The sequence below is a fragment of the Pseudomonas sp. GW821-FHT05H12 genome (assembly GCF_059419385.1).
The window spans coordinates 1-24,535 of sequence record NZ_JBWKRS010000035.1 but is presented as its reverse complement, the minus strand read 5'-3'; the positions used below and the strand labels follow the sequence as shown (position 1 = coordinate 24,535).

The 24,535-nt window shown below is 60.2% G+C and carries 26 protein-coding genes and 1 tRNA gene; 15 read left to right on the top strand and 12 right to left on the bottom strand.

Annotated elements, in window-relative coordinates:
* Nucleotides 1–13: 13 nt before the first annotated feature.
* Genes AC07SU_RS24960 through AC07SU_RS24945 form a run of 4 tightly spaced genes read right to left on the bottom strand, consistent with a single transcriptional unit; the run spans nt 14 to nt 4,584 of the window.
* The gene (locus tag AC07SU_RS24960) at nt 14–1,036 is read right to left on the bottom strand and encodes a LacI family DNA-binding transcriptional regulator (RefSeq protein ID WP_176998752.1); all 1,023 of its coding nucleotides are present in this window, start codon (nt 1,034–1,036) and stop codon (nt 14–16) included.
* A gap of 3 nt (nt 1,037–1,039) precedes the next feature.
* Nucleotides 1,040–2,017, bottom strand: coding sequence for an ABC transporter permease (locus AC07SU_RS24955; RefSeq protein ID WP_176998751.1), 978 nt, complete (start codon nt 2,015–2,017; stop codon nt 1,040–1,042).
* Entirely contained in the window at nt 2,014–3,567 is a 1,554-nt protein-coding gene (locus AC07SU_RS24950) for a sugar ABC transporter ATP-binding protein (protein ID WP_494998527.1), read from the bottom strand. Before AC07SU_RS24950 ends, AC07SU_RS24955 begins: the two co-directional genes overlap by 4 nt.
* A gap of 57 nt (nt 3,568–3,624) precedes the next feature.
* Nucleotides 3,625–4,584, bottom strand: coding sequence for a sugar ABC transporter substrate-binding protein (locus AC07SU_RS24945; RefSeq protein WP_176998749.1), 960 nt, complete (start codon nt 4,582–4,584; stop codon nt 3,625–3,627).
* 555 nt (nt 4,585–5,139) lie between these two features.
* Between AC07SU_RS24945 and AC07SU_RS24940 the strand changes: the two genes are divergently transcribed.
* The 3 genes from AC07SU_RS24940 (at nt 5,140) to AC07SU_RS24930 (ending at nt 7,349) form a co-directional block, all read left to right on the top strand.
* On the top strand, nt 5,140–6,228 hold the full coding sequence (locus tag AC07SU_RS24940; RefSeq protein ID WP_494998526.1) for an asparaginase: 1,089 nt from the start codon (nt 5,140–5,142) through the stop codon (nt 6,226–6,228).
* Nucleotides 6,229–6,403: 175 nt separating this feature from the next.
* Entirely contained in the window at nt 6,404–6,655 is a 252-nt protein-coding gene (locus tag AC07SU_RS24935) for a DUF1654 domain-containing protein (protein WP_176998747.1), read from the top strand.
* A gap of 4 nt (nt 6,656–6,659) precedes the next feature.
* A complete protein-coding gene (locus tag AC07SU_RS24930) occupies nt 6,660–7,349 on the top strand; it encodes an endonuclease (protein WP_176998746.1) in 690 nt (229 codons plus the stop codon).
* A 31-nt stretch (nt 7,350–7,380) separates the two neighbouring features.
* Here AC07SU_RS24930 and AC07SU_RS24925 read toward each other — a convergent pair whose 3' ends face one another.
* On the bottom strand, nt 7,381–7,746 hold the full coding sequence (locus AC07SU_RS24925; protein WP_176998791.1) for an SPOR domain-containing protein: 366 nt from the start codon (nt 7,744–7,746) through the stop codon (nt 7,381–7,383).
* Between the two features lie 263 nt (nt 7,747–8,009).
* Between AC07SU_RS24925 and csrA the strand changes: the two genes are divergently transcribed.
* Nucleotides 8,010–8,204 carry a carbon storage regulator CsrA gene (gene csrA, locus AC07SU_RS24920; protein ID WP_003192511.1) on the top strand — a complete coding sequence of 65 codons (195 nt, stop codon included), beginning with the start codon at nt 8,010–8,012 and terminating at the stop codon, nt 8,202–8,204.
* A gap of 567 nt (nt 8,205–8,771) precedes the next feature.
* Nucleotides 8,772–9,068, top strand: a complete 297-nt coding sequence (locus AC07SU_RS24915; RefSeq protein WP_494998525.1) for a hypothetical protein — start codon at nt 8,772–8,774, stop codon at nt 9,066–9,068.
* Nucleotides 9,069–9,079: 11 nt separating this feature from the next.
* Here the strand turns inward: AC07SU_RS24915 and AC07SU_RS24910 are convergent, their stop codons facing one another.
* Nucleotides 9,080–9,757 carry an HAD family hydrolase gene (locus AC07SU_RS24910; protein WP_494998524.1) on the bottom strand — a complete coding sequence of 226 codons (678 nt, stop codon included), beginning with the start codon at nt 9,755–9,757 and terminating at the stop codon, nt 9,080–9,082.
* 217 nt (nt 9,758–9,974) lie between these two features.
* On the opposite strand from AC07SU_RS24910, the gene AC07SU_RS24905 reads away from it, so the two are divergent.
* The 5 genes from AC07SU_RS24905 to AC07SU_RS24885 all read left to right on the top strand — a co-directional run bounded on the left by AC07SU_RS24905 (nt 9,975) and on the right by AC07SU_RS24885 (nt 13,667).
* Nucleotides 9,975–10,745 carry an alpha/beta fold hydrolase gene (locus tag AC07SU_RS24905; protein ID WP_176998743.1) on the top strand — a complete coding sequence of 257 codons (771 nt, stop codon included), beginning with the start codon at nt 9,975–9,977 and terminating at the stop codon, nt 10,743–10,745.
* 111 nt (nt 10,746–10,856) lie between these two features.
* Entirely contained in the window at nt 10,857–11,117 is a 261-nt protein-coding gene (locus AC07SU_RS24900) for a DUF2790 domain-containing protein (RefSeq protein WP_176998742.1), read from the top strand.
* Nucleotides 11,118–11,159: 42 nt separating this feature from the next.
* A complete protein-coding gene (locus AC07SU_RS24895) occupies nt 11,160–11,831 on the top strand; it encodes a heavy metal response regulator transcription factor (RefSeq protein ID WP_494998523.1) in 672 nt (223 codons plus the stop codon).
* Nucleotides 11,828–13,228, top strand: coding sequence for a heavy metal sensor histidine kinase (locus AC07SU_RS24890; protein WP_494998522.1), 1,401 nt, complete (start codon nt 11,828–11,830; stop codon nt 13,226–13,228). Before AC07SU_RS24895 ends, AC07SU_RS24890 begins: the two co-directional genes overlap by 4 nt.
* 121 nt (nt 13,229–13,349) lie before the next feature.
* Entirely contained in the window at nt 13,350–13,667 is a 318-nt protein-coding gene (locus tag AC07SU_RS24885) for a hypothetical protein (RefSeq protein WP_494998521.1), read from the top strand.
* Between the two features lie 15 nt (nt 13,668–13,682).
* Here the strand turns inward: AC07SU_RS24885 and pcp are convergent, their stop codons facing one another.
* From pcp to AC07SU_RS24870, 3 genes are read right to left on the bottom strand one after another with little or no spacing between them, the layout of a single operon-like run.
* Nucleotides 13,683–14,324, bottom strand: coding sequence for a pyroglutamyl-peptidase I (gene pcp / locus AC07SU_RS24880; protein WP_176998740.1), 642 nt, complete (start codon nt 14,322–14,324; stop codon nt 13,683–13,685).
* An 8-nt stretch (nt 14,325–14,332) separates the two neighbouring features.
* The gene (locus tag AC07SU_RS24875) at nt 14,333–15,283 is read right to left on the bottom strand and encodes a DUF979 domain-containing protein (RefSeq protein WP_494998520.1); all 951 of its coding nucleotides are present in this window, start codon (nt 15,281–15,283) and stop codon (nt 14,333–14,335) included.
* The gene (locus tag AC07SU_RS24870; RefSeq protein WP_494998519.1) at nt 15,280–15,996 is read right to left on the bottom strand and encodes a DUF969 domain-containing protein; all 717 of its coding nucleotides are present in this window, start codon (nt 15,994–15,996) and stop codon (nt 15,280–15,282) included. The genes AC07SU_RS24875 and AC07SU_RS24870 overlap by 4 nt, the downstream gene beginning before the upstream one ends.
* Before the next feature lie 330 nt (nt 15,997–16,326).
* Between AC07SU_RS24870 and AC07SU_RS24865 the strand changes: the two genes are divergently transcribed.
* Nucleotides 16,327–16,872, top strand: a complete 546-nt coding sequence (locus tag AC07SU_RS24865) for a hypothetical protein (protein WP_494998518.1) — start codon at nt 16,327–16,329, stop codon at nt 16,870–16,872.
* A gap of 56 nt (nt 16,873–16,928) precedes the next feature.
* Here the strand turns inward: AC07SU_RS24865 and AC07SU_RS24860 are convergent, their stop codons facing one another.
* Nucleotides 16,929–18,131, bottom strand: coding sequence for an ROK family transcriptional regulator (locus AC07SU_RS24860; RefSeq protein WP_494998517.1), 1,203 nt, complete (start codon nt 18,129–18,131; stop codon nt 16,929–16,931).
* A 209-nt stretch (nt 18,132–18,340) separates the two neighbouring features.
* Here AC07SU_RS24860 and AC07SU_RS24855 point away from each other — a divergent pair, with 209 nt between their 5' ends.
* The 3 genes from AC07SU_RS24855 to AC07SU_RS24845 are packed head-to-tail and all read left to right on the top strand — an operon-like array spanning nt 18,341 to nt 21,797.
* Nucleotides 18,341–19,744 carry an APC family permease gene (locus AC07SU_RS24855; RefSeq protein ID WP_494998516.1) on the top strand — a complete coding sequence of 468 codons (1,404 nt, stop codon included), beginning with the start codon at nt 18,341–18,343 and terminating at the stop codon, nt 19,742–19,744.
* 8 nt (nt 19,745–19,752) lie between these two features.
* Nucleotides 19,753–20,763 (top strand): ROK family protein, encoded by a 1,011-nt coding sequence (locus AC07SU_RS24850; RefSeq protein ID WP_494998515.1) that lies wholly within the window; start codon nt 19,753–19,755, stop codon nt 20,761–20,763.
* A 2-nt stretch (nt 20,764–20,765) separates the two neighbouring features.
* The gene (locus AC07SU_RS24845) at nt 20,766–21,797 is read left to right on the top strand and encodes an SIS domain-containing protein (RefSeq protein ID WP_494998514.1); all 1,032 of its coding nucleotides are present in this window, start codon (nt 20,766–20,768) and stop codon (nt 21,795–21,797) included.
* Nucleotides 21,798–21,872: 75 nt separating this feature from the next.
* On the opposite strand, the gene AC07SU_RS24840 is transcribed toward AC07SU_RS24845, so the two are convergent.
* Nucleotides 21,873–22,502, bottom strand: coding sequence for a YajG family lipoprotein (locus AC07SU_RS24840; protein WP_494998513.1), 630 nt, complete (start codon nt 22,500–22,502; stop codon nt 21,873–21,875).
* A gap of 438 nt (nt 22,503–22,940) precedes the next feature.
* A tRNA-Val gene (locus AC07SU_RS24835) sits at nt 22,941–23,017 on the bottom strand.
* A gap of 184 nt (nt 23,018–23,201) precedes the next feature.
* Here AC07SU_RS24835 and AC07SU_RS24830 point away from each other — a divergent pair.
* The gene (locus AC07SU_RS24830; RefSeq protein WP_494998512.1) at nt 23,202–24,485 is read left to right on the top strand and encodes an NAD(P)/FAD-dependent oxidoreductase; all 1,284 of its coding nucleotides are present in this window, start codon (nt 23,202–23,204) and stop codon (nt 24,483–24,485) included.
* Nucleotides 24,486–24,535 lie beyond the last annotated feature (50 nt).

Sequence of the window (24,535 nt, the reverse complement as noted above, 5' to 3'; positions counted from 1 at the left end):
TCATCAATTCGGTTCAGCGGTATTGGGCGAAGACCCCGGCAAAAGGTGCCGTGGACTCTCGCAACACAATACTCGGCGTCACGATGCGTTGATCGATCGGCAGTTGGGGGGTTGCAATTCGTTGCAGCAAAAGCTCGGCCGCCGTCTCGCCCAGCTGCACGATCGACTGCCCGACCGTGGTCAGCGCCGGGTACACGTAGCGGCCCATTTGGATATCATCGAAACCGATCACCGACAGTTCGCCCGGCACGCGGATGTTGCGCTCGGCCGCCGCGCGTAACACGCCGAAGCCAATCATGTCGTTGCTGGCGAAGATCGCGCTGGGCGGGTTCTGCGCCAACAGCTTCACCGCTGCGGCGTAACCACCGGTGCTGGTGAAATCGCTTTCTTCGGTGCGTCCCGCTGCCACTTCTACACCTGCCTCACGCAGGGCGCGGTGATAGCCCGCCAGACGCATCTGCGCCACGCGGGTATGCCCAGGGCCGCCAATGCAGGCAATGTCCCGGTGACCAAGTTCCAGTAAATGTTTAGTCGCCAGGTAGGCACCCTCTTCGTGGTCGATGCGCACCAGGTCGACATCAATACCGTCCAGTGCCCGATCGACAATCACCATCGGCGTGCGCACCGCGCTCAAGCCGGCCGCGAGGCCGCTGTCGTCACCGCCCACCGAGGTCACGATCAAGCCGTCGATGCGTTTCTCCAACAACACGCGCAGATAATTGCGCTGCTTTTCAGCATTGTCGTCGGAGTTGCAGAGGATGACGCAGTAGCCATTACGCTCGCAGTAATCCTCAATGCCCCGCGCCAGCTCCGCAAAATACGGGTTGAGGCTGTTGGGCACCAACAGACCGATGGTGGCGGTGGTCTTGGCCTTGAGCGAGCGTGCAACAGCACTCGGTACATAGTCCAGCTGCTTGATCGCCGCCTCGACCTTGATCCGCACAGGCTCGCTGACCGGGCGCGTCTTGTTCACCACATGGGACACCGTGGTGTAGGAAATACCTGCAAGCGCTGCCACATCCTTGATCGTTGCCATGGTTCAGCCTCGCCGACTGGCGCGCTGGCTGCGGTAGGTATCGAGGACCACGGCGATCACGATCACGGCACCGGTAATGATGCGCTTTGTGGGCTCCGTGGCACCAATCTGCGCCAGTCCAGCTGCCAGTACCGAAATAATCAACACACCAAAGAAGGTACTGATGACCGAACCGCGCCCGCCCATCAGGCTGGTGCCGCCGATCACCACGGCGGCGATCACCTGCAGCTCGAGGCCGGAGCCGGCATTCGGATCAGCCGCTTCGAGCCGTGAAATCTGGAACAGTGCCGCCACGCCTGCCAACAGGCCCATCAGGCTGAACACCAGGATCTTGTAGGGCTTGGGATTGATCCCCGCCAGGCGCACGGCCTCTTCGTTGGTACCGATGCCAATCAGGTAACGACCGAATACGGTACGGGTCAACACCAACTGGGCCGCGATGATCACCAGCAGCGCAATGATAAACGATGGCGAAATGCCGAACGCCACCGGGTTCGATAGCCAGGCGAAGGAATCACCGATGTACGCTGTGCGCGAGCCTGTCATTTGGTAAGCGACACCGCGAGCCATTTCCAGCACGCCGAGGGACACGATAAACGACGGAATCCGCCACGCCACAGTGATCGAACCGGTGATGGTGCCAGCCAAAGCCGCACAGCCCATGCCGAGCACCGCTGCTGGCAACACGCTCCAGCCCCAGCCGAGGATCGCCACGCTGACCGCCGACGCCGCCAGTGCCAGCACCGAGCCTACCGACAGGTCAATGCCACCGATGATGAGGATGAACGTCATCCCCACCGCCAACACCATCAGGTCAGGGATCTGATTGGCAAGGGTGCTGAAGGTGTCATAGGACAGGAAGTGATCGCTGAGCACCGAGAACAGCGCAATCATCGCCAGCAACGCACCCGCCAGCCCAAGATAAGTGCCCAGGCCGTAGAAATTGCCGCCGGTTTTACCAGGGGAAGTTGTTGTTTTCATGGGGTATCCCTAAGCACTGTGTCGTTGAGCAGCGCATCACGTTTCTGATAGCCGGCAAAGGCGGCGGCGAGCAATTCATCCTGGGTCCAGCTGTCGCGCTCGAATGTCTCGATCAAGCGCCCGGCCGAGAGCACACCGATGCGATCGCAGATCAGCATCAGCTCACGCAGGTCACTGGACACCACCACCAGCGCTTTGCCCTGGCGAGTCAGTTCGCCGAGCAAGGCATAAATGTCGAACTTGGCGCCCACGTCGATGCCGCGGGTCGGCTCGTCGAACAGCATCACCGCACAATCACGCTCCAGCCAACGGCCAATCACGACTTTCTGCTGGTTACCACCGGACAACTCGGACACCAGTTGTGCCGGGCTGGAACTGCGGATGCGCATGGCGTCGATCTGGCGCTTGGCCAGGGCCGTTTCGTCACGCGCATTCACCACGCCACCACCGGAGATTTCCGGCATGTTACCCAGGGCGATGTTGGCACTGATGGATTGAGTCAGCAGCAGGCCTTCGCCCTTGCGGTCTTCGGTGATCAACGCGATGCCATGCCCGACCGCATCCACTGGAGAACGGATGCTCACCACCTGGGCCGGCGAGCCCAGCGCAACGGTGCCACTGTCTGCCAGGTCAGCGCCGAAGATCAGGCGCAGCAATTCGGTACGGCCAGCGCCGATCAGGCCGGAAATGCCGTAGATCTCGCCAGCACGCACTTCAAAGGACACATCGCGGACCTTGTCCGAACGCGTCAGGCCCTTCACCGTCAGGGCGGGACCGCCGATTGTGCGCGGGCCCAGGTCGATCTGCTCACCCAACTCGCGACCGACCATCAAGGTGACCAGTTGCTCGCTGTTGTAGTTGGCCATCGGCTCGACACAGACCAGCTTGCCATCACGCAATACCGCAATGCGCTGGGCGACACGGGCCAGCTCTTCGAGCCGGTGCGAAATATAAATGATCGCCACGCCGCGGGCCTGCAGACGGGTGATTTGTTCAAACAGCATCTCGACTTCACGGGCGGTCAACATCGCCGTGGGTTCGTCGAGGATCAGCACATGGCAATCGCCAATCAGGTTGCGGGCGATTTCCACCATCTGCTGGTGGCCGATACCCAGGGTGCCAACGAGGGTGTCCGGGTCGATCGCGTCCAGGCCGACCTGGGCCATGGCCTCGATCGCCGCCTTGCGCAGTTGCTTGCGGCTGATCCAGCCACAGTGGCTGGGCAGGTTGTCCAGGAACAGGTTCTCAGCCACGGTCAGGGTCGGCAGCAGGTTGAGTTCCTGCATGACCATGCGCACGCCCAGCTCTTCAGCCTGGGTGCGGCTGCCCGGACGGAAGTCCTGGCCATTGAACTGCATGTGCCCGGTGGTGGGCGTGACCAGCCCGCCGATGATCTTCGACAAGGTACTTTTACCAGCGCCGTTTTCACCGGTCAGCGCCAGCACTTCCCCACGGTTGAGCGTGAGTGTGATGTCGGACAGAACCGGCTGGGCATAGGTCTTGCCGATACCGCTGACCGAGAGGACAGCGTTCGGGGCGGAAGATGACATAGGAAAATCTCCAGGCGCCCGCTCAGGACAAGCGGGCGCTGTTGGGTGCTGCCAGGATTACTTCTTGAGGACGAGTTCGACCGGGGTTTCGATCACGCCGTCTTTGGCATCGACTTTCTCACCCTTGACCAGCTTGAGTGCGTTCTGGATACCGAACACGGCCTGCTGGGCAGCGGCCTGGTCGGCAGTGGCCAACACGCGGCCGTCCTGAAGCATCGGCTTGATGGCTTCGATGTTGTCGTAGCCCACCACCAGCACTTTGCCCGCTTTACCTGCCGCACGTACGGCGGAGACGGCGCCCAGGGCCATGTTGTCGTTACCGGCCAACAAGGCCTTGAGGTCCGGGTATTCGCTCAGCATGGCGGACGCCACTTTCTGGCCCTGGTCGATTTCCCAGTTACCCGACTGGGTGGAGACGATCTTCATGCCGGCAGCGTCCATCGCATCCTTGTAGCCTGCGGTACGTTGCTGGGCGTTGGTGGTGGTCGGAACGCCTTCGATGATGCCGACCTTGTCACCCGAAGCCAGTTGCTTGGCCAGGTAATCGCCGACCAGCTTGGAACCTTTGCGGTTGTCCGGGCCTACGAACGGGATGTCGAGGTTTTTGCTTTTCAGCACGTCCGGGTCAAGACGGTTGTCGATGTTGACGACCTTGATGCCGGCGTCCGAGGCTTTCTTCAGCACGGTAACCAGTGCCTTGGAGTCAGCAGGGGCGATCACAATCGCATTGACCTTGGCGAGGATCATCTGATTGACGATATCGATCTGCGCACTGGTGTCGGTTTCGTTCTTGATCCCGTTGGTGATCATGTCGAAATCGGCGGCATGTTCTTTCTGATACGTCTTGGCACCGTCTTGCATGGTGACAAAGAATTCGTTGGCGAGGGATTTCATGACCAGGCCGACCTTGGGTTTGGCGGCAGCGTCATCGGCAAATGCAGAGGAGAGCGGCAGGGCAGCGGATGCGGCAGCAAGCACAGCGACAGCAAGAAGACGTCCAGCAAATGGCAGCTTCATGGGTTCACTCCGATCTTATGATTATTGTGAGCAACGCTTGCACCGAAGAACGCTTCGGCAGCCGGCCCACCCGGGTGGCTGATACGAGCTGTCACGATACGTCAAGGCGTGCATCGTGAAACATCTCGCAAACGTTTGCGTTACACCAAACTATGAGAACCTTGTCGAGATTTGTCAACGGGAGAAAACAGCCTTTCATCCACGCCCTCCCTCCCCTGTCCCAGGGGCCCATGGTTGATCCTGTTAAACATTCAACTGCTTGGGTCGTTCTCTAAAACGACAGGCGGCGCTGCCGGCTCCTGGCGCTGACCGAGCACGCTTTCGGACAACCGAACGCCAGCCCACCCCAACGTTCGGAAAGCCGGACACCCACTCAAATGAAAAACCCTACAATCAAAAATAAACTGATTAAAATCAATAAGTTAATTTATAACCGCAGACACAATCAGCCTGGTACAAATCCTGCTCTTACCCTGCACCTCGAGGCATTCAGAATCGCCCGGGTGTTCTAGATGAACCTGCACCAGCACTCATCAAAAACCAGAGAGAAAAATAATGAAATCTGCACTGAAGAACTTTGTTCCGGGCGCGTTAGCCCTCCTGCTGCTGTTCCCCCTTGCCGCCCAGGCAAAGGAAGCTGAAACCAAAATCAAACTCTCCAACGTCGTCATCCTTGCCACCGGCGGCACCATCGCCGGCGCTGGCGCCAGCGCGGCCAACAGTGCCACCTACCAGGCGGCCAAGGTTGGTATCGAACAATTGATCGCCGGTGTTCCTGAGCTTAGCCAGATCGCCAACGTTCGCGGCGAGCAAGTGATGCAAATTGCATCTGAAAGCATCAACAACGAAAACCTGCTGCAACTGGGTCGCCGCGTAGCCGAACTGGCCGACAGCAAGGACGTGGACGGTATCGTGATCACCCACGGCACCGACACCCTGGAAGAAACCGCCTACTTTCTGAACCTGGTCGAAAAAACCGACAAGCCAATCGTGGTCGTAGGTTCGATGCGCCCAGGCACCGCCATGTCGGCTGACGGCATGCTCAACCTGTACAACGCCGTGGCCGTCGCCGGCAGTAAAGACGCGCGTGGCAAAGGCGTGCTGGTCACCATGAACGACGAGATCCAGTCGGGTCGTGACGTCAGCAAGATGATCAACATCAAGACCGAAGCGTTCAAGAGCCCATGGGGCCCGCTGGGCATGGTGGTCGAAGGCAAATCCTACTGGTTCCGCCTGCCTGCCAAGCGTCACACCATGGATTCCGAATTCGACATCAAGAACATCAAGAGCCTGCCCGATGTTGAAATCGCCTACGGCTACGGCAACGTGAGCGACACCGCCGTCAAGGCCCTGGCCCAGGCTGGCGCGAAAGCCATCATCCATGCCGGCACCGGCAACGGCTCGGTCTCGTCCAAAGTCGTACCGGCCCTGCAGGAACTGCGCAAGCAAGGCGTGCAGATCATCCGTTCTTCCCACGTGAATGCCGGCGGTTTCGTTCTGCGTAACGCTGAACAGCCTGACGACAAGTACGACTGGGTTGCCGCCCATGACCTGAACCCGCAAAAAGCGCGGATCCTGGCCATGGTTGCCCTGACCAAGACCCAGGACAGCAAAGAGCTGCAACGGATGTTCTGGGAATATTGATTCCTGGCTGCATCTCGGCACGGGCGGCTTGTCCGCCCTTGCCACCTTTCAGATACGCCCCGCCTGCATGAATTCGCCCAGACAGCTGTCAGACCTAACTCCTGAAGTTTAAGCAGTTGCGAAATTGCCCACAGTTAAATACTGTATGCACGTACAGCTTATTAAGGAATTCTCCGTGGCAACGTCCTCTTCCGCACTGCCGACTCCACCTGATGCCTACGAGCGCCTGGCCATTCGGGTGCAAAAGATCATCAACTCGACCAACGCACAGAAAGCCAAGGCCGCCCTGATCTTCCGTTTGCCGGATGAGCCGGTGGACGAATGGGAGCGTCTGCTGGAAGAAATTGCCGAGAACGATAACGTCACCCTCGCCTACCGGGATGACGGCGGCGTGCAGATTTTCTGGGTTGTGCCGAAGGAAGATTGATTCAATGAGTGTCCGTTTTACCGCTGTGGTTTGCTTGTTCTTTGCCGTCACCGCCCATGCCCAGGCGCCCCGAACCTTCAGCGAAGCCAAGAAGGTCGCCTGGAAACTCTACGCCCCACAATCCACTGAGTTTTACTGCGGCTGCAAATACAACGGTAATCGGGTAGACCTGAAAGCCTGTGGTTACGTCCCGCGCAAAAACGCCAGCCGCGCCGCTCGTATCGAGTGGGAACACATCGTCCCGGCCTGGCAGATCGGCCATCAACGCCAGTGCTGGCAAGCTGGAGGACGCAAGAACTGCACGCGCCACGATGACGTGTTCAAGCGCGCCGAGGCCGACCTGCACAACCTGGTGCCCAGCATTGGCGAGGTGAACGGCGACCGTAACAACTTCAGTTTTGGCTGGCTGCCGGTGCAAAGCGGGCAGTATGGTTCATGCCTGACCCAGGTGGACTTCAAGGCCAAGAAGGTGATGCCGCGCCCTTCCATTCGGGGCATGATCGCCCGCACTTACTTCTACATGAGCAAGCAATACGGTTTGCGCCTGTCCAAACAGGACCGCCAACTGTATGAGGCCTGGAACAAGACCTACCCGGTGCAACCCTGGGAGCGCCAGCGCAATCAGACCGTGGCCTGTGTGATGGGGCGCGGCAACGAATTTGTCGGCCCGGTGAACCTCAAGGCCTGCGGCTGAAAGGGGGCGGGTAACCCGCCCAGCCTTCCGATTACTGCGCGGTCTTGTGTTCGATGACCTGCGACTCGGTATCGTTTTTCTTGGCGCGGGCCAGTTTCTCGGTCAACAGCGCCTGCTTGGCTTCCGCCTCGGCCTTGCTGGCGAACGGTCCCAGCAATACCTGGTCCTTGCCGTCTTCCTTCACGATATAAAAATTGAAACCATGTTCCAGCAGCCAGGCGGTCAGGTCGGTGAGCGCCTGCAACTTGTGATCCGGCGGGCCCACCCACACATCCCATTCCTGGGCAGCAATTGCGCCGGTTTGTGGCTGGCTTTCGGTCACGGCAGGCTTGGCCTTGGGGGCGTCGACGCTTTTGCCTTCACCGCAACCGGCCAAGGCCAACACCGCAATTGCCATCGCTACTTTACGCACTGCCCTGCTCCTTTAAGGATAAAGAGGCAACTTTATCATTCACTGTCTATTCTGGCCGTCATAAACGTTAGCTTAAACAATGCGAATGATGTATCGCAGACCTGTATGATGCCGCCATGGGAATTAATGTCGCCTCTATGCGTCCTAAAAGAGGCAGTCACAGGGAAGCGCTTAAGCAGTAAGCTACACACATCCGACATCTGCCCTGTCTGAAACATGTGTCCTTAAAAGTAATCAAGGAGAAGTCCATGCTTATACTCACCCGCAAAGTTGGTGAAAGCATAAACATCGGTGATGACATCACGATCACCATCCTGGGCGTCAGCGGCCAGCAAGTACGAATCGGCATCAACGCGCCCAAGGATGTTGCCGTGCATCGCGAGGAGATTTACCAGCGCATCCAGGCCGGCCTGACTGCTCCGGATAAAAACCAGACGCCTTGAAGCGCCCTCAGTAGCCAGCCTTTTCGTTCACTGTAACGGCTGGCGAAAACCTGCTTGGCCTGTTCACGTGGTTGTTGCGTGATCAGCGCGCCCCGCCCTGCTTCCTGGCAACAAGATGAAACTGTCTTCACGCCTGGAACTTGTTACTTTATTCATAGCCGAAACTCCTGACTCATTCCTTGCCATCGGAGTGCACCGGGAGCACACAGATGAGGCGATCCACTGCGCAGCCATTTGTAATTCGCTCTTGGACGATCACGCTGCTGATAGGGCTAATCTTCTTGGGGTTCGAATATGGCCTGAGGTGTGAAATAAACCCGGATAGCGGGCGCCAAGCCCATTCGTGGCTGGACCTGATGCTGTTCCTCGGTGCCTATCTGTTCGCATTCTGCCTCAAGCCGATTCAAACGGCGATGCAACGCAAACTGTGCCGTCGCGCAAACCATGCCTCATCGCAGAAAACAGCACGTTGACGGCCCGTGCAGCGCTATCGGATCGCTGGTATTTACAGTCTCCCGGCAAGTTCTATGCTTGGGTTTGCACGGTCCGCAATAGGCACAAAAGCAGATGGATACCCTGAGTAAATCCGAAATTGAAGCCGCACTGGCAGCGCGTTTGCCCAGTTACAAGATCGCCTGTACGCTGCACGCCGACGGTACGCTTTCAGCCATTCTCAGTGGTCCCGAAACAGATCATTTCGCAATCACCGGTATCGTCCGCGCCCACTACCGTGGCGCCGAAGCCATTGCTCGGCTCGCCAATGAAATCCTCAGGGAAATGGTGCTGTCGCGCCAAGGCATGAAGAACACCCGGCTACAAACACCCTCGAACCAACCCCTTCTCAACGACAACGACGACCGCTAGCGGGAAACGCTTCAGCCCACGCGGCTCGACAGCCGCAGAAACCCCTCATCGTCACGCCGGGCCTGTAATTGCCCATAACCGTCGATCGAAAGATGCGGCGTGTGCATGGGCTTCAGGTGCGTCGACGTCACCACGACCACATCCGCCCCCGCTGCTTCCCCTGCGCGAATACCCACCGCTGCATCTTCAAACACCAGGCAATCCTGCACCGGAACGCCCAAACGCTGCGCGCCCAGCACGTAACACGCCGGATCCGGCTTGCCGACCGCCACGTCCTCAGCGGTCACCAACACCGCTGGCGGGCTGATCCCGGCGGCTTGCAGGCGCCGCAACGCAAGCTCCCTGGGTGCTGACGTGACCAACGCCCATTGATCGCCTGGCAAGCCGTTCAGAAACTCGACAGCGCCGGGTATCGCCACGACCCCCTCGACATCGTTGATTTCGGCCTCGGTAATCCACTGCGCCTCAACTTCCGGATCAACGCCCAGCAACGCCTGGCGAGTAATGGTGTCGATGGCCCTTGCCCCGTGAATGGTTGCCAGGAACGCCGCTACATCCAGGCCATGGCGCTGCGCCCAGATGCTCCACACGCGCTCCGCCGCAGCGATGGAATTGAGCAGGGTACCGTCCATGTCAAACAGAAAGGCGCGGTAACGTCGGGCAAAAATGGCAGGAGCGGAGATAGACACTGCTGGGCTTCCTCTTGGGCAGGGACACGTAAAAGGCCCGATGCAATCTACGGATCACGCCCGCGCTTGTAAACGACGGCGGCGCACGCCAAGCCGATTGGATTACAGGTTTGTAATGAAGCTGTCAGTCTAAGAAGCACCCTCACTTCATACAGTGGAGTCGTCAGTCACCCACACCGGTTGACGCCACTTCCCACTGATGAAAAAGGGTCCACCCATGAAGCCTGCAAGCAAACTTTGCCTGATCGCCGCCAGCCTGTTGATGCTGGGAACCGGCACCGCCATGGCCAGCACCGTCGCGCCGGTCAAAGCCAACAACGTGGTACTGGTGCATGGCTCCTGGGCCGATGGGTCGAGCTGGTCCGAAGTGATCACTCGCTTGCAAGCGGCCGGTCTGCACGTCACCGCGGTGCAAAACCCGCTGACCTCGGTCGCCGATGACGTTGCCGCGACCAATCGCGTCCTTGATCAACAGGACGGCCCTACCGTACTGGTCGGCCATTCATACGCCGGCACCGTGGTCAGCGACGCTGGCGCGAATTCGAAAGTCAGCTCGCTAGTGTACGTCGCCGCCCGTGCGCCGGACGCCAACGAAGACTTCGTCGCCCTCTCCGCCAAGTACCCGACCATGCCAGTACGTGCCGGCGTTGAAGACCACGATGGCTACCTCACCCTGAGTCAGGACGCGTTCCTCAAGTACTTCGCCGCTGACGTGCCTCGCACCAAGGCCCTCGAGCTGTATGCCGTGCAGCAACCCATCACCAAGACCTTGTTCAGCGGCCGCACGGTGAACGCCGCCTGGCACACCAAGCCGTCCTGGTACGCGGTGTCGGCCAATGACCAGACCATCAACCCGGACCTGGAACGCTTCCTCGCCAAGCGCATGAACGCCACCACCATCGAGCTGCCGTCGAGCCACCTGTCGCTGGTGTCCCACGCCAAGGAAATCACCGACCTGATCCTCGAAGCGTCGGGCCGCCAGCCTTAAGCCCTTCATTACGAACTTGTCATCATCCTGTTGGCTGGCTGTTTGCGTCACCTGGTTACCGTGAACTTACTGCCAGGACCTGGCAGCCAGCCCTTAAAGAGAGATACCACCATGAAACTGTTTATCCTCGGTTTTACCGCTTTGCTTGCCACCGGTTCAGTGTTTGCTGCCGACACCGCACCCGCCGCCAACGTGATCCACGACAAGGTCGGTTTCTTTGTTCACTTGGATGTCGACAAAGTGCTGTCGAGCACCGACACCTACGGCCAATGCGGCATCGTCCCAGCCCGCCTCGACTACCTGGACCACCAGGGTCGCGAACACGTACTGGACTACCAGGTGCAAGGCATCGGTTGCGCCAGTGACAATTGATCGGGCTACACTTGCGCAACGCGACGAACCAAGGCACTTCCCATGAATATTCTCGTAGTCGAAGACGAACCCAAGGCCGGCAATTACCTGCTCAATGGCCTGCAGGAACTGGGCTACTCCGTGACCCTCGCCCGTGATGGCGTGGACGGGTTGCACCAGGCGCTGGAAACGCCGTTCGACGTGATTGTGCTGGACGTGATGATGCCTAAAATGGACGGCTGGGAAGTGTTGCGTCGCCTGCGCAAGGAAGCGGATACACCCGTGTTGTTTCTGACCGCCCGCGATGACATCGCCGACCGCATCAAGGGCCTGGAACTGGGTGCCGACGATTACCTGATCAAACCGTTTTCCTTCGCCGAACTGGTCGCACGCCTGCGCACCCTGACCCGTCGTGGCCCGAGCCGCGAAGAGGAACAGCTGCAGATCGCCGACCTGCAAATCGACGTGCTCAAGCGCCGCGTCACCCGCGCCGGCACGCGCATTACCCTGACCAACAAAGAATTCGCCCTGCTGCATCTGTTCGCCACGCACCAGGACCAGGTGCTGTCACGCTCGATGATCGCCTCGCGGGTGTGGGACATGAATTTCGACAGCGACACCAATGTGGTAGACGTGGCCGTGCGGCGCCTGCGCCTGAAAATCGACGACCCGTTCCAGCTCAAGTTGATCCACAGCGTGCGGGGCATCGGCTACCGCTTCGATACCCAGCCATGAGCCGCACTCGCCATTACTCCCTGACCCTGCGCCTGGCGTTGATCTTCGCCTTGCTTGCCTTCGGCCTCTTGGCCACCCTGGGCGTGGCGTTGTATCGCGAGCTGGAACGCGAGCTGATCAAACGTGATGACGCCGCACTGATCTATCGCGCAGATCAGTTGCGCAATCTGCTCAACGACAGCAACACGCTGGACCTGATCAAGACCAAGCCGGAGTTGTTCCAGAACATGCTGGGCAACAGCGAATCGGTGCTGAGTATCGCAGCGCCGGGCCAGACACCGTTGCTGCTGGTCAACCCGGGCAACATTGAAATGCCTACCGTGACCCCGGTGCCACGGGGCCATGAGCTGGGCTTTTCCGACGTGCACCATTTGCCCGGCGTGAATGGCGTGCCCTTCGCAACCGTGGCCGCCTCCATCGACTCCGGCGACCTGGGCAGCCTGCAGGTCACCACCGGGCGCCTGATGACCGAACGCACCGCCATGCTCGCCAGCTATCGCCTGAGCGTATTTGTGTTGGCGACCATCGCCGCGATCATCCTCGCCCTGGTGGGTTACCTGTTGGTCCACCGTGGGCTCGTGCCTCTGCGGCGCCTGGCCACGCACGCCCAAGGCATCGGCGTGGGCAACCTGGCCGAACGCCTCGACAGCCACGGTGCGCCCAAAGAACTGCTGCCGATGATCGATTCCTTTAACACCATGCTGGAGCGACTCGCCAAGGGCTTTGTGCAACTGGGCCAAGTGTCCACCGACATGGCCCACGAGCTGCGCACGCCGATCAACAATCTGTTGGGGGAAACCCAGGTGGCGCTGCAGCAAAACCGCAGCATCGAGAGCTACCAGCAACTGCTGGCCTCCAACGTCGAAGAACTCGAACGCCTGGCGCGGATGCTCGACAACATGCTGTTCCTGGCCCGCACCGACCCCGCCAGCGCCTTGCGCCAGCGCCAGGAACTGAGCGCGGCTGATGAAGTGGAGCGGATGGCCGACTACTTCGAAGGGCTGGCGAGTGATGTGGACATCAGCATTCTCGCGCAAGGTGACGGCGTGATCTGGGCCGAGCCGATGTTGTTGCGCCGCGCCCTGGCCAATCTATGCGCCAATGCCATCAAATATGGCGCGCCGAGTTCCGAGCTGGTGATTGCGGCAGTGCCGAACGACGACGGCATTCACCTGAGTGTCAGCAACCGAGGCGAAACCATTGCGGCGGAGCATTTGCCAAGGCTGTTTGAACGCTTCTACCGGGTGGATGAGTCGCGGGAACGTTCGGCTCAGTCCAACGGGCTGGGGTTGTCGATCGTGGCGACCATCATGCAGTTGCATAACGGGCGGTACAGTGTGAGCAGTGAGGCGGGAACCACGCGTTTTGAATTGTTCTTTCCTCGGCGGGAGGAGTGAGAACCGCACGCCAGGCGTTCCGAGTTATTTTGCAAAAATTTCAATGTCACAGCCGCGCCGAACTCCCACTACTCTTGCTTCCAACGTGCTCTTTCAAATGATCGGAAACAGGTGTCAGGCGTTGGAGAAAAAACAGTATCGACTCAGCGCAGAAAGTACGCTGAACGTGCCGGCTCAAGGCAGAGGCGGTGGAGGAAATGGAGGAGGTTCGGGCGTGGAAAAAAGATTGGGCTTACTTGAAAAGGGGCTGGCGGAAATGAAAGAGAAGCTGATCGCCGTATCAAGCAGAACAGATTCCTCAGAAAAACACTTCGCCACGCGGGCAGACCTCGCGACGACCGAGCTCAACCTCATCAAATGGTATGTAGCCACAGCCTTCGCGATGACAGGACTGGCCTGCGCTATTACTTTCGGCTTGACCCGACTTCTGACAAGTTGAGCCCCTGCGGGCTGGTCAACTGACCTGCCCGCCCGTTTCACTGATATCCACTGTTGTTCGCCACGCCGCCAGGAGTGCCACCCGTAACCCTTCAACCAACGTTCCCAGCGCCATCGAAGGCTGCCCCGATCCCATCACCTGCTCCGGCAGGTTCGGCACATGAATAAACCCACTGCGTACGCCCGACCCAACCAGTGCATGTTGCAATCGATAGAACACCTGGTTGCACACAAACGTCCCTGCCGTTTGCGAGACTGACGCGGCAATGCCCGACTCACGCACAGCCTTGACCATGGCCTTGGTCGGCAACGTGGAAAAATAGGCAGCCGGGCCATCAGGCACCACGGCCGTATCAATTGGCTGCGCACCCAGGTTATCCGGGATTCGCGCATCGTTGAGGTTGATTGCCACTCGCTCAACGGAGATATCGCTGCGCCCAGGCCCCAGGCCCGTCGCAATGACCATCGACGGTCGCAGCTCATCGATCAACTGGATCAGGCAGTCTCCCGCCGTGGCAAACGCACAGGGCAAGCGACGCGCAACAACCTGCATGTCGCTCCCTACTTGCACTCCATCCAGTTGGCGAACCGCTTCCCAAGAAGGATTCACCGGGTCTTGATCAAAGGGCTCAAAGCCCGTCAGCAAAACAGTGTGCATCGTTAGCCTCACATCAACAGGTAGAGCAGGACAATATTGACCACCAGCATCATCAAGGCGGTCGGCAGCTGCGCCTTGATCACGGCATTCTTGTCGGGCAACTCGAGCAACGCTGCCGGCACGATGTTGAAGTTGGCCGCCATCGGCGTCATCAGCGTACCGCAGTAGCCGGAGAACATGCCGATCGCAGCCATCACCGCCGGGTTACCACCATAGATCCCCACCAGCACAGGGACACCCACGCCACCGGTCATCACCGGGAACGCGGCAAAGCCGTTGCCCATGATCACGGTGAACAAGGCCATGCCCAGCACATAGACCATCACCGCCACCAGCTTGAAATCCAGGTTGATGTAAGTGGTGGTGACATGCGCCACCGCCGTGCCGACCCCGGCCTCGTTGAACAACAGCCCGAGCATGGCCAGCATCTGCGGCAGCACCATGGCCCAGCCCAAGGCTTCGGTCAGGCGTCGTGACTCGCGCAGGGCTTGCACCGGCGTGTCACGGGTCAGCCAGCACGCCAGGCCGAGGGCGATCAGGCAGCCAATGCCCAGGGAGACGAACGTGGTGTTCTTCGGGTCCAGCAACGGCACACCGCCGATTTGGGTGTTCTTGAGCAGCACTGAACCAATCACCGTGGTCAACGGAATCGCCAGCGCCGGGATAAACAGTTTGTGGCCCAGGCGACCAGCACTGGCGCGGGCAGCCTTGTCGTGCAATGGGCCATGGGCCCCGCGCCCTACACCACCCAACCCTGCGATCAGCGCCATCACCACCACGCCAACCCCAATAACCACCGGCGGCAGGCGCTCGCCCACCAAAAACGGAATGGCGAAGAGTAACCAGAACAGCGCGGTAGACCAGCGTTTGGGGTGGGTTCGATCCAGCAGGATCATGCCCGCCGTGATCAGCAGCAACACACCGGCCAGCCAGTACAGGTATTGAATGGAGATGATCATTGCGCAGCCTCCACTGAGGTGGCTGCCGGCGTCATGTCGCGGGTGAGCCTTCGGTCAAATCGATGCAGGCGGATCGCATGGATGATGAAAGCGCAGATCGCCGTCGGAATGCCCCACACGGCAATGTGCAGCGGCTCCACGTCGATGCCGGAGCCCAGCAGGAAGGTGTGCATCAGTGCAATCGCACCAAAGGCGACGAAGATGTCCTCGCCAAAAAACAGGCCGACGTTGTCGGTCGCCGCGCACATGGCCAGCACTTTGTGGCGCAGTTTATCAGGCAGCTTGCCATAGCGTTTTTCCGCCGCACCTTCCGCCATCGGCGCCAGCAACGGGCGCACCATTTGCGGGTGGCCACCCAGGCTGGTCAAGCCCATGGCCGCGGTGGATTCGCGTACAAACAGGTAGATGATCAACAAGCGCCCGACGGTCGCACGCTCGAACCGCGCAATCCAGTTCTGCGCATGCAAGCGCAGGCCATGGCGCTCCAGCAGGCCAATGACCGCCAGGGGCAATAACAGGATCAGTTGCAGGGCGCGGGTCTGAAGGAAACCTTCACCCATGCTGGAGAGAATTTTCTCCAGCGGAAACTGCGCCGCCAGCCCGGTGGCGATGGCCGCTGCGGTGACCACCAGCAGCGGATTGAAGCGCAAGACAAAGCCAACCACGATGACGAGTACGCCGATCAACGGCCATAGGTTCACAACAGTTTGCATGACGATGAGGTCCTGAATGCGCGCTGCGGCGCCGTGATAGCAGGTTGTGAACCAAGGGTTCACAGCATGAAAGTGGCGTGCAGCCCGGCGCGGTTTTTATTGTTGACCTTGAAGGTCGAGCGTCAGTGGCGGCAACTTTGCTGCTTGGGGGCGGGGGGTGTCCAACAAGAAAAATTGTTGCTGCAAACCAATAATTCTTGTGGGCGATTGCAGGGCTGAACGTAACAAGATGTGGACAAACAACCGGGTGGTCGAGCATCGTAGCGCCGCCCGATTCTCGGGTGCGGTGCCGACACCGGCGCCCCAACCTGCTGTGGATATGGAAATTCAATGAAAGCCCCAAAGGTCTTGATCGCTCTCTCGTGTGCTGTAGCCCTGTCCATGCTGGGTGGTTGCGCCGCCAAGGTAAAAAGCGGCGGTAGTGAAGCGCTGGCCATCCCCGAATCGGCCAAGCAGAACCTCGTCGTCAGCATCAAAGGCGAAAACCAGGTGGAGCAGAACCCCGACTGGAACCTGCTCAAGCGGGACTGGAATAACGCACTGGCGGTCGAAGCTCGCCAGGCCGGCTTCAATCTTACCGAAAGCCCGTCAGTCACCACCGGTGCCACAGACGGCGTTGGCATCAGCATCAACGTCAGCAAGTTCCGCTACATCGAACCGGGTTCGCGCTACGTGGCCGGCGCCCTGGTGGGTAACGCCTGGGTATTCTCGCGTGCTGACTTTTCTGACCTGAAATCCGGTGCGCCCATCGGCTCACGCACCTACAACACGGAGTCGTCCGCCTGGGAAGGGATTGCCTCGGCCATGACCCAGAAACAAGTGCAGGCGATTGCCAAGCAATTGATCAGCGACATCAAGAGCGCCAAGGCCAAGTAATTCGCCTGCAAGAAAGCCTCGCTGATGGCCTGAAGGTCATCAGCGAACGCCCCTCCTCACTCCGGCTTGAGCAACGCCTCATAGTCAGGGCTGATCTCGGCCAGGATCATCAGGGCGGCCGCCCCCAGCGCCACCGCATCTTGCCCCGCAGCGCCCATCTGAATGCGCGGATACTGACGGCCCGAACGGCTGCTGATCGAACGGCTCAAGGGCTCAAGGCGGGTGATCAAACGCGCCAGAATGGCGTCGGGCAGAAAGCCGCTGATCAAGATAGTCTGCGGGTCGAGCACCGACTCAAGAATGTTGATCGCTTGGCGCAACGCTGGCACCGCCTCATCCAGCCAACCCTCTACGCGCGCGTTGAGCACCTGATCGTTGGCGTCCCAGGTGCCGAGGTCATGATCGGCGGGATATCCCAGGTGCTCGAGCAATGCAGCGATCGAAATGTAGCGCTCCAGGCATCCCTGGTTGCCGCAAAAACACGCCTTGCCCCCCGGGATGACCGTCATGTGACCGATCTCACCGGCATTGTGCCAATGGCCGGAATACAAACGGTTACCCAGGTAAAGACCTGCGCCAAGCCCGCTGCCGATAAACAAATGCACGAAATTGTTCAGGTCGCTGGCGATACCGTACAGGCGCTCGCCCATGGTCGCGGCGGTGGCGTCGTTTTCAATCAGCACCGGCAGGCCGACCTCTTGCTGCAAGCGCAGCGGGATACCTGGATCGTCCCAGCCGGACATCGCCGTCGGCCCCACGGCCGTCATGCCCTCGACGCTGAAAGGCCCGGGCAACGCGATGCCCACGCCAAGAAAGCGCGCGCCCGGTCGATGCTGCCGAAAACCTTTCACATGGTCCAGGATCAGCGGCAACGCCTGCTCAAAGGTGGGGTAGCTGACCGCCAGGGTGACCTGGGCCACCGTCTGGCCGAGCAGGTCGAGCAACACACCGATGATGCGGTGCTGCTCGATATGAAAACCGATGGAATAGCCGCCCTCAGGGTTCAGGGACAGCGGCACCGGCGGCTGGCCTCGCCCACCCTTCTCGGCCGCGTGGGCCAGCAGCACGCCCTCCTCCTGCAACTCGGTGACGATGTTGGAAATCGTCTGCGCAGTCAGCGAGGTCAGCCGTGTGAGGTCAGCACGGGTCAGGCGCCCGCTCTGGCGAATGGCTTCGAGAATCACCCGACGATTATGCAAACGGGCGTGTTCGGCGTTGGTGCCGGTGGTGACGGTGCGTGTGTTCGGGAGGTTTTTCATGGGGCGATAATCCGTGCAGGCGATTAATTAAATCAAGTTGAATTAATACTCTTGCTGTGGTTTTCTAGGCGCCTCGGTCTCTCGCACCCGCTGCGAATGCCGGTTACGCCCCATAAAAACAATGACGGGTCGACAGCACCCTCGATGGCAAGCAGGCCCTTTTGCAATCTGCCCTCACGCGTCTGTCACTCGAACAAGAGGTCGTCCCCATGAGCACGCTGACACCCGTCGATCCGGATTTGCCCAACGGCAAACGCAAAATCGGCCTATTCCCCGCCATCACCCTGAACATGAGCCAGATGTGCGGCGTGGGCCCCTTCATTACCATCCCGGCCATGATCGTGATCATGGGTGGGCCCCAGGCCTACCTGGGCTGGATTCTCGGCGCGCTGTTGGCGCTGTGTGACGGGCTGGTCTGGGCCGAACTCGGTGCGTCGCTGCCGGGTGCGGGCGGCACTTACGTTTACCTGCGCGAAGCCTTTGGCAAACGCACCGGCAAGCTGCTGCCATTTCTGTTCGTGTGGACGGCGATGCTGTTTATCCCGCTGATCATGTCCACCGGCATCATCGGCTTCGTGCAATACCTCACCTGGTTCTGGCCCGACATGAGCCCGACGGCTGGCAACCTGATCGGTCTGGCTGTCATCTGGCTGATCATCGTCATGCTTTGGCGCAAAATCGAATCCATCGCCAAATTGAGCATCGTGCTGTGGGTGATCATGCTGGTCAGCATCGGCGCGCTGATCGCTGCCGCGCTGTCCAACTTTCACGCCGACCTGGCGTTCACTTTCCCGGAAGGCGCGTTCAACCTGGCCGACAGCGGTTTCTGGTTTGGCATGGCCGGTGGCCTGACCATCGGCATCTATGACTACCTGGGCTACAATACTTCGGCCTACCTGGCGGGTGAAGTCGAGCAGCCCGGGCGGGTGATTCCCAAGTCGATCATCCTGTCGATCGTTGGGATCCTGACTATCTACTTGGTGATGCAAGTGGGTGTGCTGGGCGTGGTGGACTGGCACCGCATGCTCGATCCGGAATCTGCTGCGTACAAATCCGTCGCCTCCGTGGTGCTCAGCGAAACCTGGGGTAGCACCGCTGCGGGCATTGTTACCGTGCTGATCCTGATCACCGCCGTTGCCTCGGTGTTCGCCGGCTTGCTCGGCGGCTCCCGCGTGCCCTTCGAAGCGGCCAAGGACAACGTGTTCTTCAGTGCTTTCAGCAAGACCCACCCCAAGCATGAGTTCCCCACCTGGGGCATCTTGAGCATGGGCCTGCTGACCTCCGTGGGTTTCATGATCGGACGGCTGACTGACTTGAACACGCTGATCCAACTGCTGACGGCGGTGATGATCCTGGTGCAGTCGGTGGCGCAGATCGTCTCCTTGCTGGTGCTGCGCAAGACCAAGCCGCACCTGGCACGGCCTTACAAAATGTGGCTCTACCCGGTGCCTGCGCTGATTGCGTTGCTGGGCTGGGTCTATATCTATATGGCGTCCAACCACAATGCGCCCGGCGCCTACCCTATTCAGTGGTCACTGGTGTGGGTGCTGGCCGGCAGCGTGGCCTATCTGTTCTGGGCACGGGTCCAGCGGTTGTGGCCTTTCAATAAGTGATCAATGCAATGCACGAAACCATCGAATCAACGGGCGCTGCGGCGCCCCGGCAAGGCTTGCTACTGGCGATCGACGTGGGCGGCACCAAGACGCAGGTGGCCTGCTACGACACCGCTCGCCAGCGTATGAATACGCGGATCCTCGCCACCCACGCCGACGGTTTGTCTGGCGTGCCGGCTTTGCAGCGCATCCTCGACGCCGCGCGCGACTGCGTGGCGGAATTCGACAGTGCCCAAGTGCTGAGCGTGGCCGCGGTGTTCCCCGGCGTGGTCCGCGGCCCGACCTTGCTGATGGCGCCCAACACACCAGGCTTCGAGGGGCTCGACTTACAGGCTTTGATCGCCCGGGCATTCGGCAACGTGTGTGTCACCCTGGACAACGATGTGAAAGCCGGCGCCTTGGCCGAAGTACGCTGGGGCTCGTTGGCCGGTGTCGACAACGCGATCTACCTGAACCTGGGCACAGGGCTTTCTGCCGCCGCCATCGCCAATGGCAAGCTGGTGCGCGGGCACAACGGCGCCGCGATGGAAGTCGGCTACCTGCTCTCGCCCTTTATCGACCCGGCGCATCCTGAGCAATGGGCCACCTTCCAGAACGGCAACGCGCCTCTGGAAGAACTGTTTTCCGGCAATGCGCTGAGCCGCTTGGCCGACGAGATGCTCGGGGACGGGCACCAGCCCCTGGATTTGTTTGCCAGCGCCAATCCCGACGTGCGCAGAGCCCTTGAGCTGCGCATTGCCGCATGTGCCGTACAGGTCGCCAACCTGGCGGTAGCGCTGGATGTGGAGCGCATCGCGATTGGCGGCGGCCTGTATCGCCAGGCGTCCCTGTTGGCACCGATGATGGAGCAATTGATCCAACGCGTGGTGCCCTTTCCGCCCGCGCTCACCACCGCGTTTTTCACCCACGATGCGCCGCTCTGGGGCGCCTTCAGCATGGCCATGGACGCCGCCGGCTTAAACGCCATCGCCCGCCAGTTGATCGCCGCTGGCGAGTCCATTGACGCCCTTGGAGATTGATCATGTCGTTCATGTTGAGTGAAACCCTGTCCATCCCCGCGATCGTGCAACGCATGCTCGACGAGGACAGCGCCGTTCGTGCGCTGAGCCAGCAATGGGCCCACGCGCTGCCCGAACTGATGATCACCGTTGCACGCGGCAGCTCGGACCATGCAGCCGCCTATTTCAGCTACGCCCTGATGAGCCAGGTGGGCGTGCCTAGCCTGTCGATTCCGTTGTCGCTGGTCAGCCTGCAACAGCCGCCGCTGCGCCTGAAAAAAGCGTGGGTCGCGGCCTTTTCCCAATCCGGCAAAAGCCCGGACCTGATCGACAGCGTGCACTACCTGCAGCAACGCGGTGCGCGCTCGGTGGCGCTGGTCAACACACCGGCCTCGCCGCTGGCGGCGGTAAGCGATCATGAAGTGCTGTTGCCGGCCGGCCTGGAACAAAGCGTGGCCGCCACCAAGAGCTATGTGGCGATGTTGATGGCGGGCGCTCAAACCGTGGCCTACCTGGCCGACGCGCTGGCCATCGACAACGGTTTGACCAGCGCGCTGCAAACGCTGCCGGAGCAAATGCGCCAGGCGGCTAGCGAAGACTGGTCGGCGCTGCACACGGTATTGGCGAGCGCCGACAAAATGATCGTGATCGGCCGAGGAGCAGCCTTGCCTATCGCGCAAGAGGCCGCGCTGAAATTGAAGGAAACCTCCGGCATCCAGGCCGAGGCGTTTTCCAGTGCCGAAGTGCGTCATGGCCCGATGGAGATCATCGAGGAAGGCTACCCCGTGCTGGTCTTTGCCCCCTCAGGCCCGGAGCAGCCGGGCAGCCTGGCGTTTGCCGAAGAAATGCGCGCCCGCGGTGCTCAGGTGCTGGTGGTGGCCCCGCATGGCACCGTCTGCGAAGGCTTGCTGCCCAGCGTACCGACGGCGCACCCGTTGCTGGAGCCGTTCACGATGATCCAGGGGTTTTATCTGAGTGCTGCGCAGTTGGCGGTGGCGCGCGGACGTAATCCCGATCAGCCGAGGTTTTTGAAGAAGGTGACGCAGACTCACTGACTTCAGCGGCAGGCGAGGCATACGGCAGAAGCAAAAATGGGCCAACCTCCCGGTTGGCCCATTTTTTATCCAAGGTCAGAGCTGCTTGAGTGTCTCACGCGACACTTCCTGCAAACCGGCCTCGGTGATCTTCTTCCAGTCGTTTTCAGTGACTGCCTGCATGCTTTCGTTTTTACGGGTGACCACATTCAACTCAGTGGCGCCCGGCGTTTCGATGCGCAGGTGAGACTTGTTGCTGACGTCGACGGAGAAGAATCCGGGGGTGAACCACGACCAGAACTCAACGATGTGCACCTTCACGGCTGTCGCATCGGCTGCGCCCGGCTCTGTTACCACTTGATAACCCGCCTGCTTGTAGGCCGCCGCAACCGATTCGTTGACCAGTTGGGACACCGTACGACCCGACGGCAGCAGCACATCGCCGAGGCCCTGGCCGTAGCTGTTGCGCTTACGCGCAATGGCACGCTCGGTGATCGACTTGTCCGTCACTTCATCGTTTTTCAGGGAGGGGGTATCAGGGCTGCGAGGGGAGATCTGGAAGACGCGATCATCGACGGTGCTAATCAGCACTTTCTTGCCATTGCTGGAGGCAGCCGCCTGCGTGGTATTCAGCGGCGCGACATTGACATCCACTTCCGAGCGGCTGGTGGCACAACCTGCCAACATCACCAATGCTGCAACCCCAAACGCAATCCGAACGCTCATAGCTACCACTCCCTATCGCCGTCATTGGCTCGACCGGGTATCGGTCGAGGGCGATTGTACATGGGTGATAGCACTTAGGCATCATTGATCGCAGGCACAGTGCCAGCCCAACAATGACGAATTCCGTTACAGACCTATACTCAATTCAGGTCTTGCGCGTTCCCGCGCATCGCTGACGGCACTGTTGCCGACAAAGAGGGTAGCCGCTATGTACGCCGGACAAATGGGAATGGCGACAACGAATGGTGAAATACGCTGCCAAATGGTGGTGCAAATCATCTGCCTGCTGTCGGTGGCTACGCTTTTCTGCTGACTCTCCTGTAGCAACCGATATTGGTGGTTAAGGCCAAGGGAGCCGCTTGGCCAAATCACAGGCAACAAAAAAGGGCCCACCTTTCGGTGAGCCCTTCTAGACCGCCCAGCAGAGCGGATTTTGTTTGGTAGGCGCGATTGGACTCGAACCAACGACCCCCACCATGTCAAGGTGGTGCTCTAACCAACTGAGCTACGTGCCTGCTGTGAGGCGGCATTCTACGGAATTCCGAAGGGGTGTCAACATCTTTTTTGCAGCTAACCCTATGAATATGCGAATTTTTTATTTGCGTAGGGTACGCCCGTGGTTTTCGGATGGCTGGCAGGCAATTTTCAACTCAGGTAGGATCTGGGCACTCGTAAAAAATATAAAACAGAGGTTCCAGGATGGCGAACACCCCCTACCCCCAGTCGTATTACGCCGCGTCCGCCAATGCGGTCCCGCCTCGCCCAATGCTGCAAGGGGACGTCGAAACCGATGTGTGCGTGATTGGCGCTGGGTACACCGGCCTTTCCAGTGCACTGTTCCTGCTGGAGAACGGTTTTCGCGTCACGGTCCTGGAAGCCGCCAAGGTGGGGTTTGGCGCTTCGGGCCGCAATGGCGGGCAGATCGTCAACAGCTACAGCCGCGATATCGACGTGATCGAGCGCAGCGTCGGCCCGAAGCAGGCGCAACTGCTGGGGCAGATGGCGTTTGAAGGCGGCAAGATCATTCGCGAGCGGGTCGCCAAGTACCAGATCCAGTGCGACCTGAAGGATGGCGGCGTGTTCGCCGCCCTTAACAGCAAGCACATGGGCCACCTGGAGTCGCAGAAGCGCCTGTGGGAGCGCTACGGGCACACACAACTGGAGCTGCTGGACGAACGCCGTATCCGCGAAGTGGTGGCGTGCGACAACTATGTCGGCGGCCTGCTGGACATGAGCGGCGGCCATATCCACCCGCTCAACCTGGCACTCGGCGAAGCGGCGGCTGTTGAATCCCTGGGCGGCACCATCTACGAGCAATCGGCCGCCGTGCGCATCGATCGCGGCGCGAACCCTGTGGTGCACACCGCAGAAGGCAAGGTCAGAGCCAAGTTCATCATTGTCGCGGGCAACGCGTATCTCGGGAACCTGGTGCCGGAGCTGGCGGCCAAGTCCATGCCCTGCGGCACGCAAGTCATCACCACCGCACCGCTGGGTGATGAGCTGGCTAAAACGCTGCTGCCGCAGGATTACTGCGTCGAAGACTGCAACTACCTGCTCGATTACTACCGACTCACCCGCGACAAGCGCCTGATCTTCGGCGGCGGCGTGGTGTATGGCGCGCGTGACCCGGCCAACATCGAAGCGATCATTCGTCCGAAGATGCTCAAGGCCTTCCCGCAGCTCAAGGATGTGAAGATCGACTACGCCTGGACCGGCAACTTCCTGCTGACCCTGTCGCGCTTGCCGCAAGTGGGTCGCCTGGGCGACAACATCTACTATTCACAGGGCTGCAGCGGCCATGGCGTGACGTACACGCACTTGGCAGGCAAGGTGCTGGCCGAGGCGCTCAGAGGCCAGGCAGAGCGTTTTGATGCGTTTGCCGACCTGCCGCACTACCCCTTCCCGGGCGGGCAACTCTTGCGCACACCGTTTGCCGCCATGGGTGCCTGGTATTACGGCCTGCGCGACAAGTTAGGTTTCTAACTCAACCCTGTAGGAGCACGGGGGGGGGGGGGGGGGGGGGGGGGGGGGGG

Excerpts from the sequence above, each read along its gene's own strand:
- AC07SU_RS24960 (WP_176998752.1), bottom strand. The coding sequence starts at position 1,036 with ATGGCAACGATCAAGGATGTGGCAGCGCTTGCAGGTATTTCCTACACC.
- AC07SU_RS24955 (WP_176998751.1), bottom strand. The coding sequence starts at position 2,017 with ATGAAAACAACAACTTCCCCTGGTAAAACCGGCGGCAATTTCTACGGC.
- AC07SU_RS24950 (WP_494998527.1), bottom strand. The coding sequence starts at position 3,567 with ATGTCATCTTCCGCCCCGAACGCTGTCCTCTCGGTCAGCGGTATCGGC.
- AC07SU_RS24945 (WP_176998749.1), bottom strand. The coding sequence starts at position 4,584 with ATGAAGCTGCCATTTGCTGGACGTCTTCTTGCTGTCGCTGTGCTTGCT.
- AC07SU_RS24940 (WP_494998526.1), top strand. The coding sequence starts at position 5,140 with ATGAAATCTGCACTGAAGAACTTTGTTCCGGGCGCGTTAGCCCTCCTG.
- AC07SU_RS24930 (WP_176998746.1), top strand. The coding sequence starts at position 6,660 with ATGAGTGTCCGTTTTACCGCTGTGGTTTGCTTGTTCTTTGCCGTCACC.
- AC07SU_RS24925 (WP_176998791.1), bottom strand. The coding sequence starts at position 7,746 with ATGGCAATTGCGGTGTTGGCCTTGGCCGGTTGCGGTGAAGGCAAAAGC.
- csrA (WP_003192511.1), top strand. The coding sequence starts at position 8,010 with ATGCTTATACTCACCCGCAAAGTTGGTGAAAGCATAAACATCGGTGAT.
- AC07SU_RS24915 (WP_494998525.1), top strand. The coding sequence starts at position 8,772 with ATGGATACCCTGAGTAAATCCGAAATTGAAGCCGCACTGGCAGCGCGT.
- AC07SU_RS24905 (WP_176998743.1), top strand. The coding sequence starts at position 9,975 with ATGAAGCCTGCAAGCAAACTTTGCCTGATCGCCGCCAGCCTGTTGATG.
- AC07SU_RS24900 (WP_176998742.1), top strand. The coding sequence starts at position 10,857 with ATGAAACTGTTTATCCTCGGTTTTACCGCTTTGCTTGCCACCGGTTCA.
- AC07SU_RS24895 (WP_494998523.1), top strand. The coding sequence starts at position 11,160 with ATGAATATTCTCGTAGTCGAAGACGAACCCAAGGCCGGCAATTACCTG.
- AC07SU_RS24890 (WP_494998522.1), top strand. The coding sequence starts at position 11,828 with ATGAGCCGCACTCGCCATTACTCCCTGACCCTGCGCCTGGCGTTGATC.
- pcp (WP_176998740.1), bottom strand. The coding sequence starts at position 14,324 with ATGCACACTGTTTTGCTGACGGGCTTTGAGCCCTTTGATCAAGACCCG.
- AC07SU_RS24875 (WP_494998520.1), bottom strand. The coding sequence starts at position 15,283 with ATGATCATCTCCATTCAATACCTGTACTGGCTGGCCGGTGTGTTGCTG.
- AC07SU_RS24870 (WP_494998519.1), bottom strand. The coding sequence starts at position 15,996 with ATGCAAACTGTTGTGAACCTATGGCCGTTGATCGGCGTACTCGTCATC.
- AC07SU_RS24865 (WP_494998518.1), top strand. The coding sequence starts at position 16,327 with ATGAAAGCCCCAAAGGTCTTGATCGCTCTCTCGTGTGCTGTAGCCCTG.
- AC07SU_RS24860 (WP_494998517.1), bottom strand. The coding sequence starts at position 18,131 with ATGAAAAACCTCCCGAACACACGCACCGTCACCACCGGCACCAACGCC.
- AC07SU_RS24855 (WP_494998516.1), top strand. The coding sequence starts at position 18,341 with ATGAGCACGCTGACACCCGTCGATCCGGATTTGCCCAACGGCAAACGC.
- AC07SU_RS24850 (WP_494998515.1), top strand. The coding sequence starts at position 19,753 with ATGCACGAAACCATCGAATCAACGGGCGCTGCGGCGCCCCGGCAAGGC.
- AC07SU_RS24845 (WP_494998514.1), top strand. The coding sequence starts at position 20,766 with ATGTCGTTCATGTTGAGTGAAACCCTGTCCATCCCCGCGATCGTGCAA.
- AC07SU_RS24840 (WP_494998513.1), bottom strand. The coding sequence starts at position 22,502 with ATGAGCGTTCGGATTGCGTTTGGGGTTGCAGCATTGGTGATGTTGGCA.
- AC07SU_RS24830 (WP_494998512.1), top strand. The coding sequence starts at position 23,202 with ATGGCGAACACCCCCTACCCCCAGTCGTATTACGCCGCGTCCGCCAAT.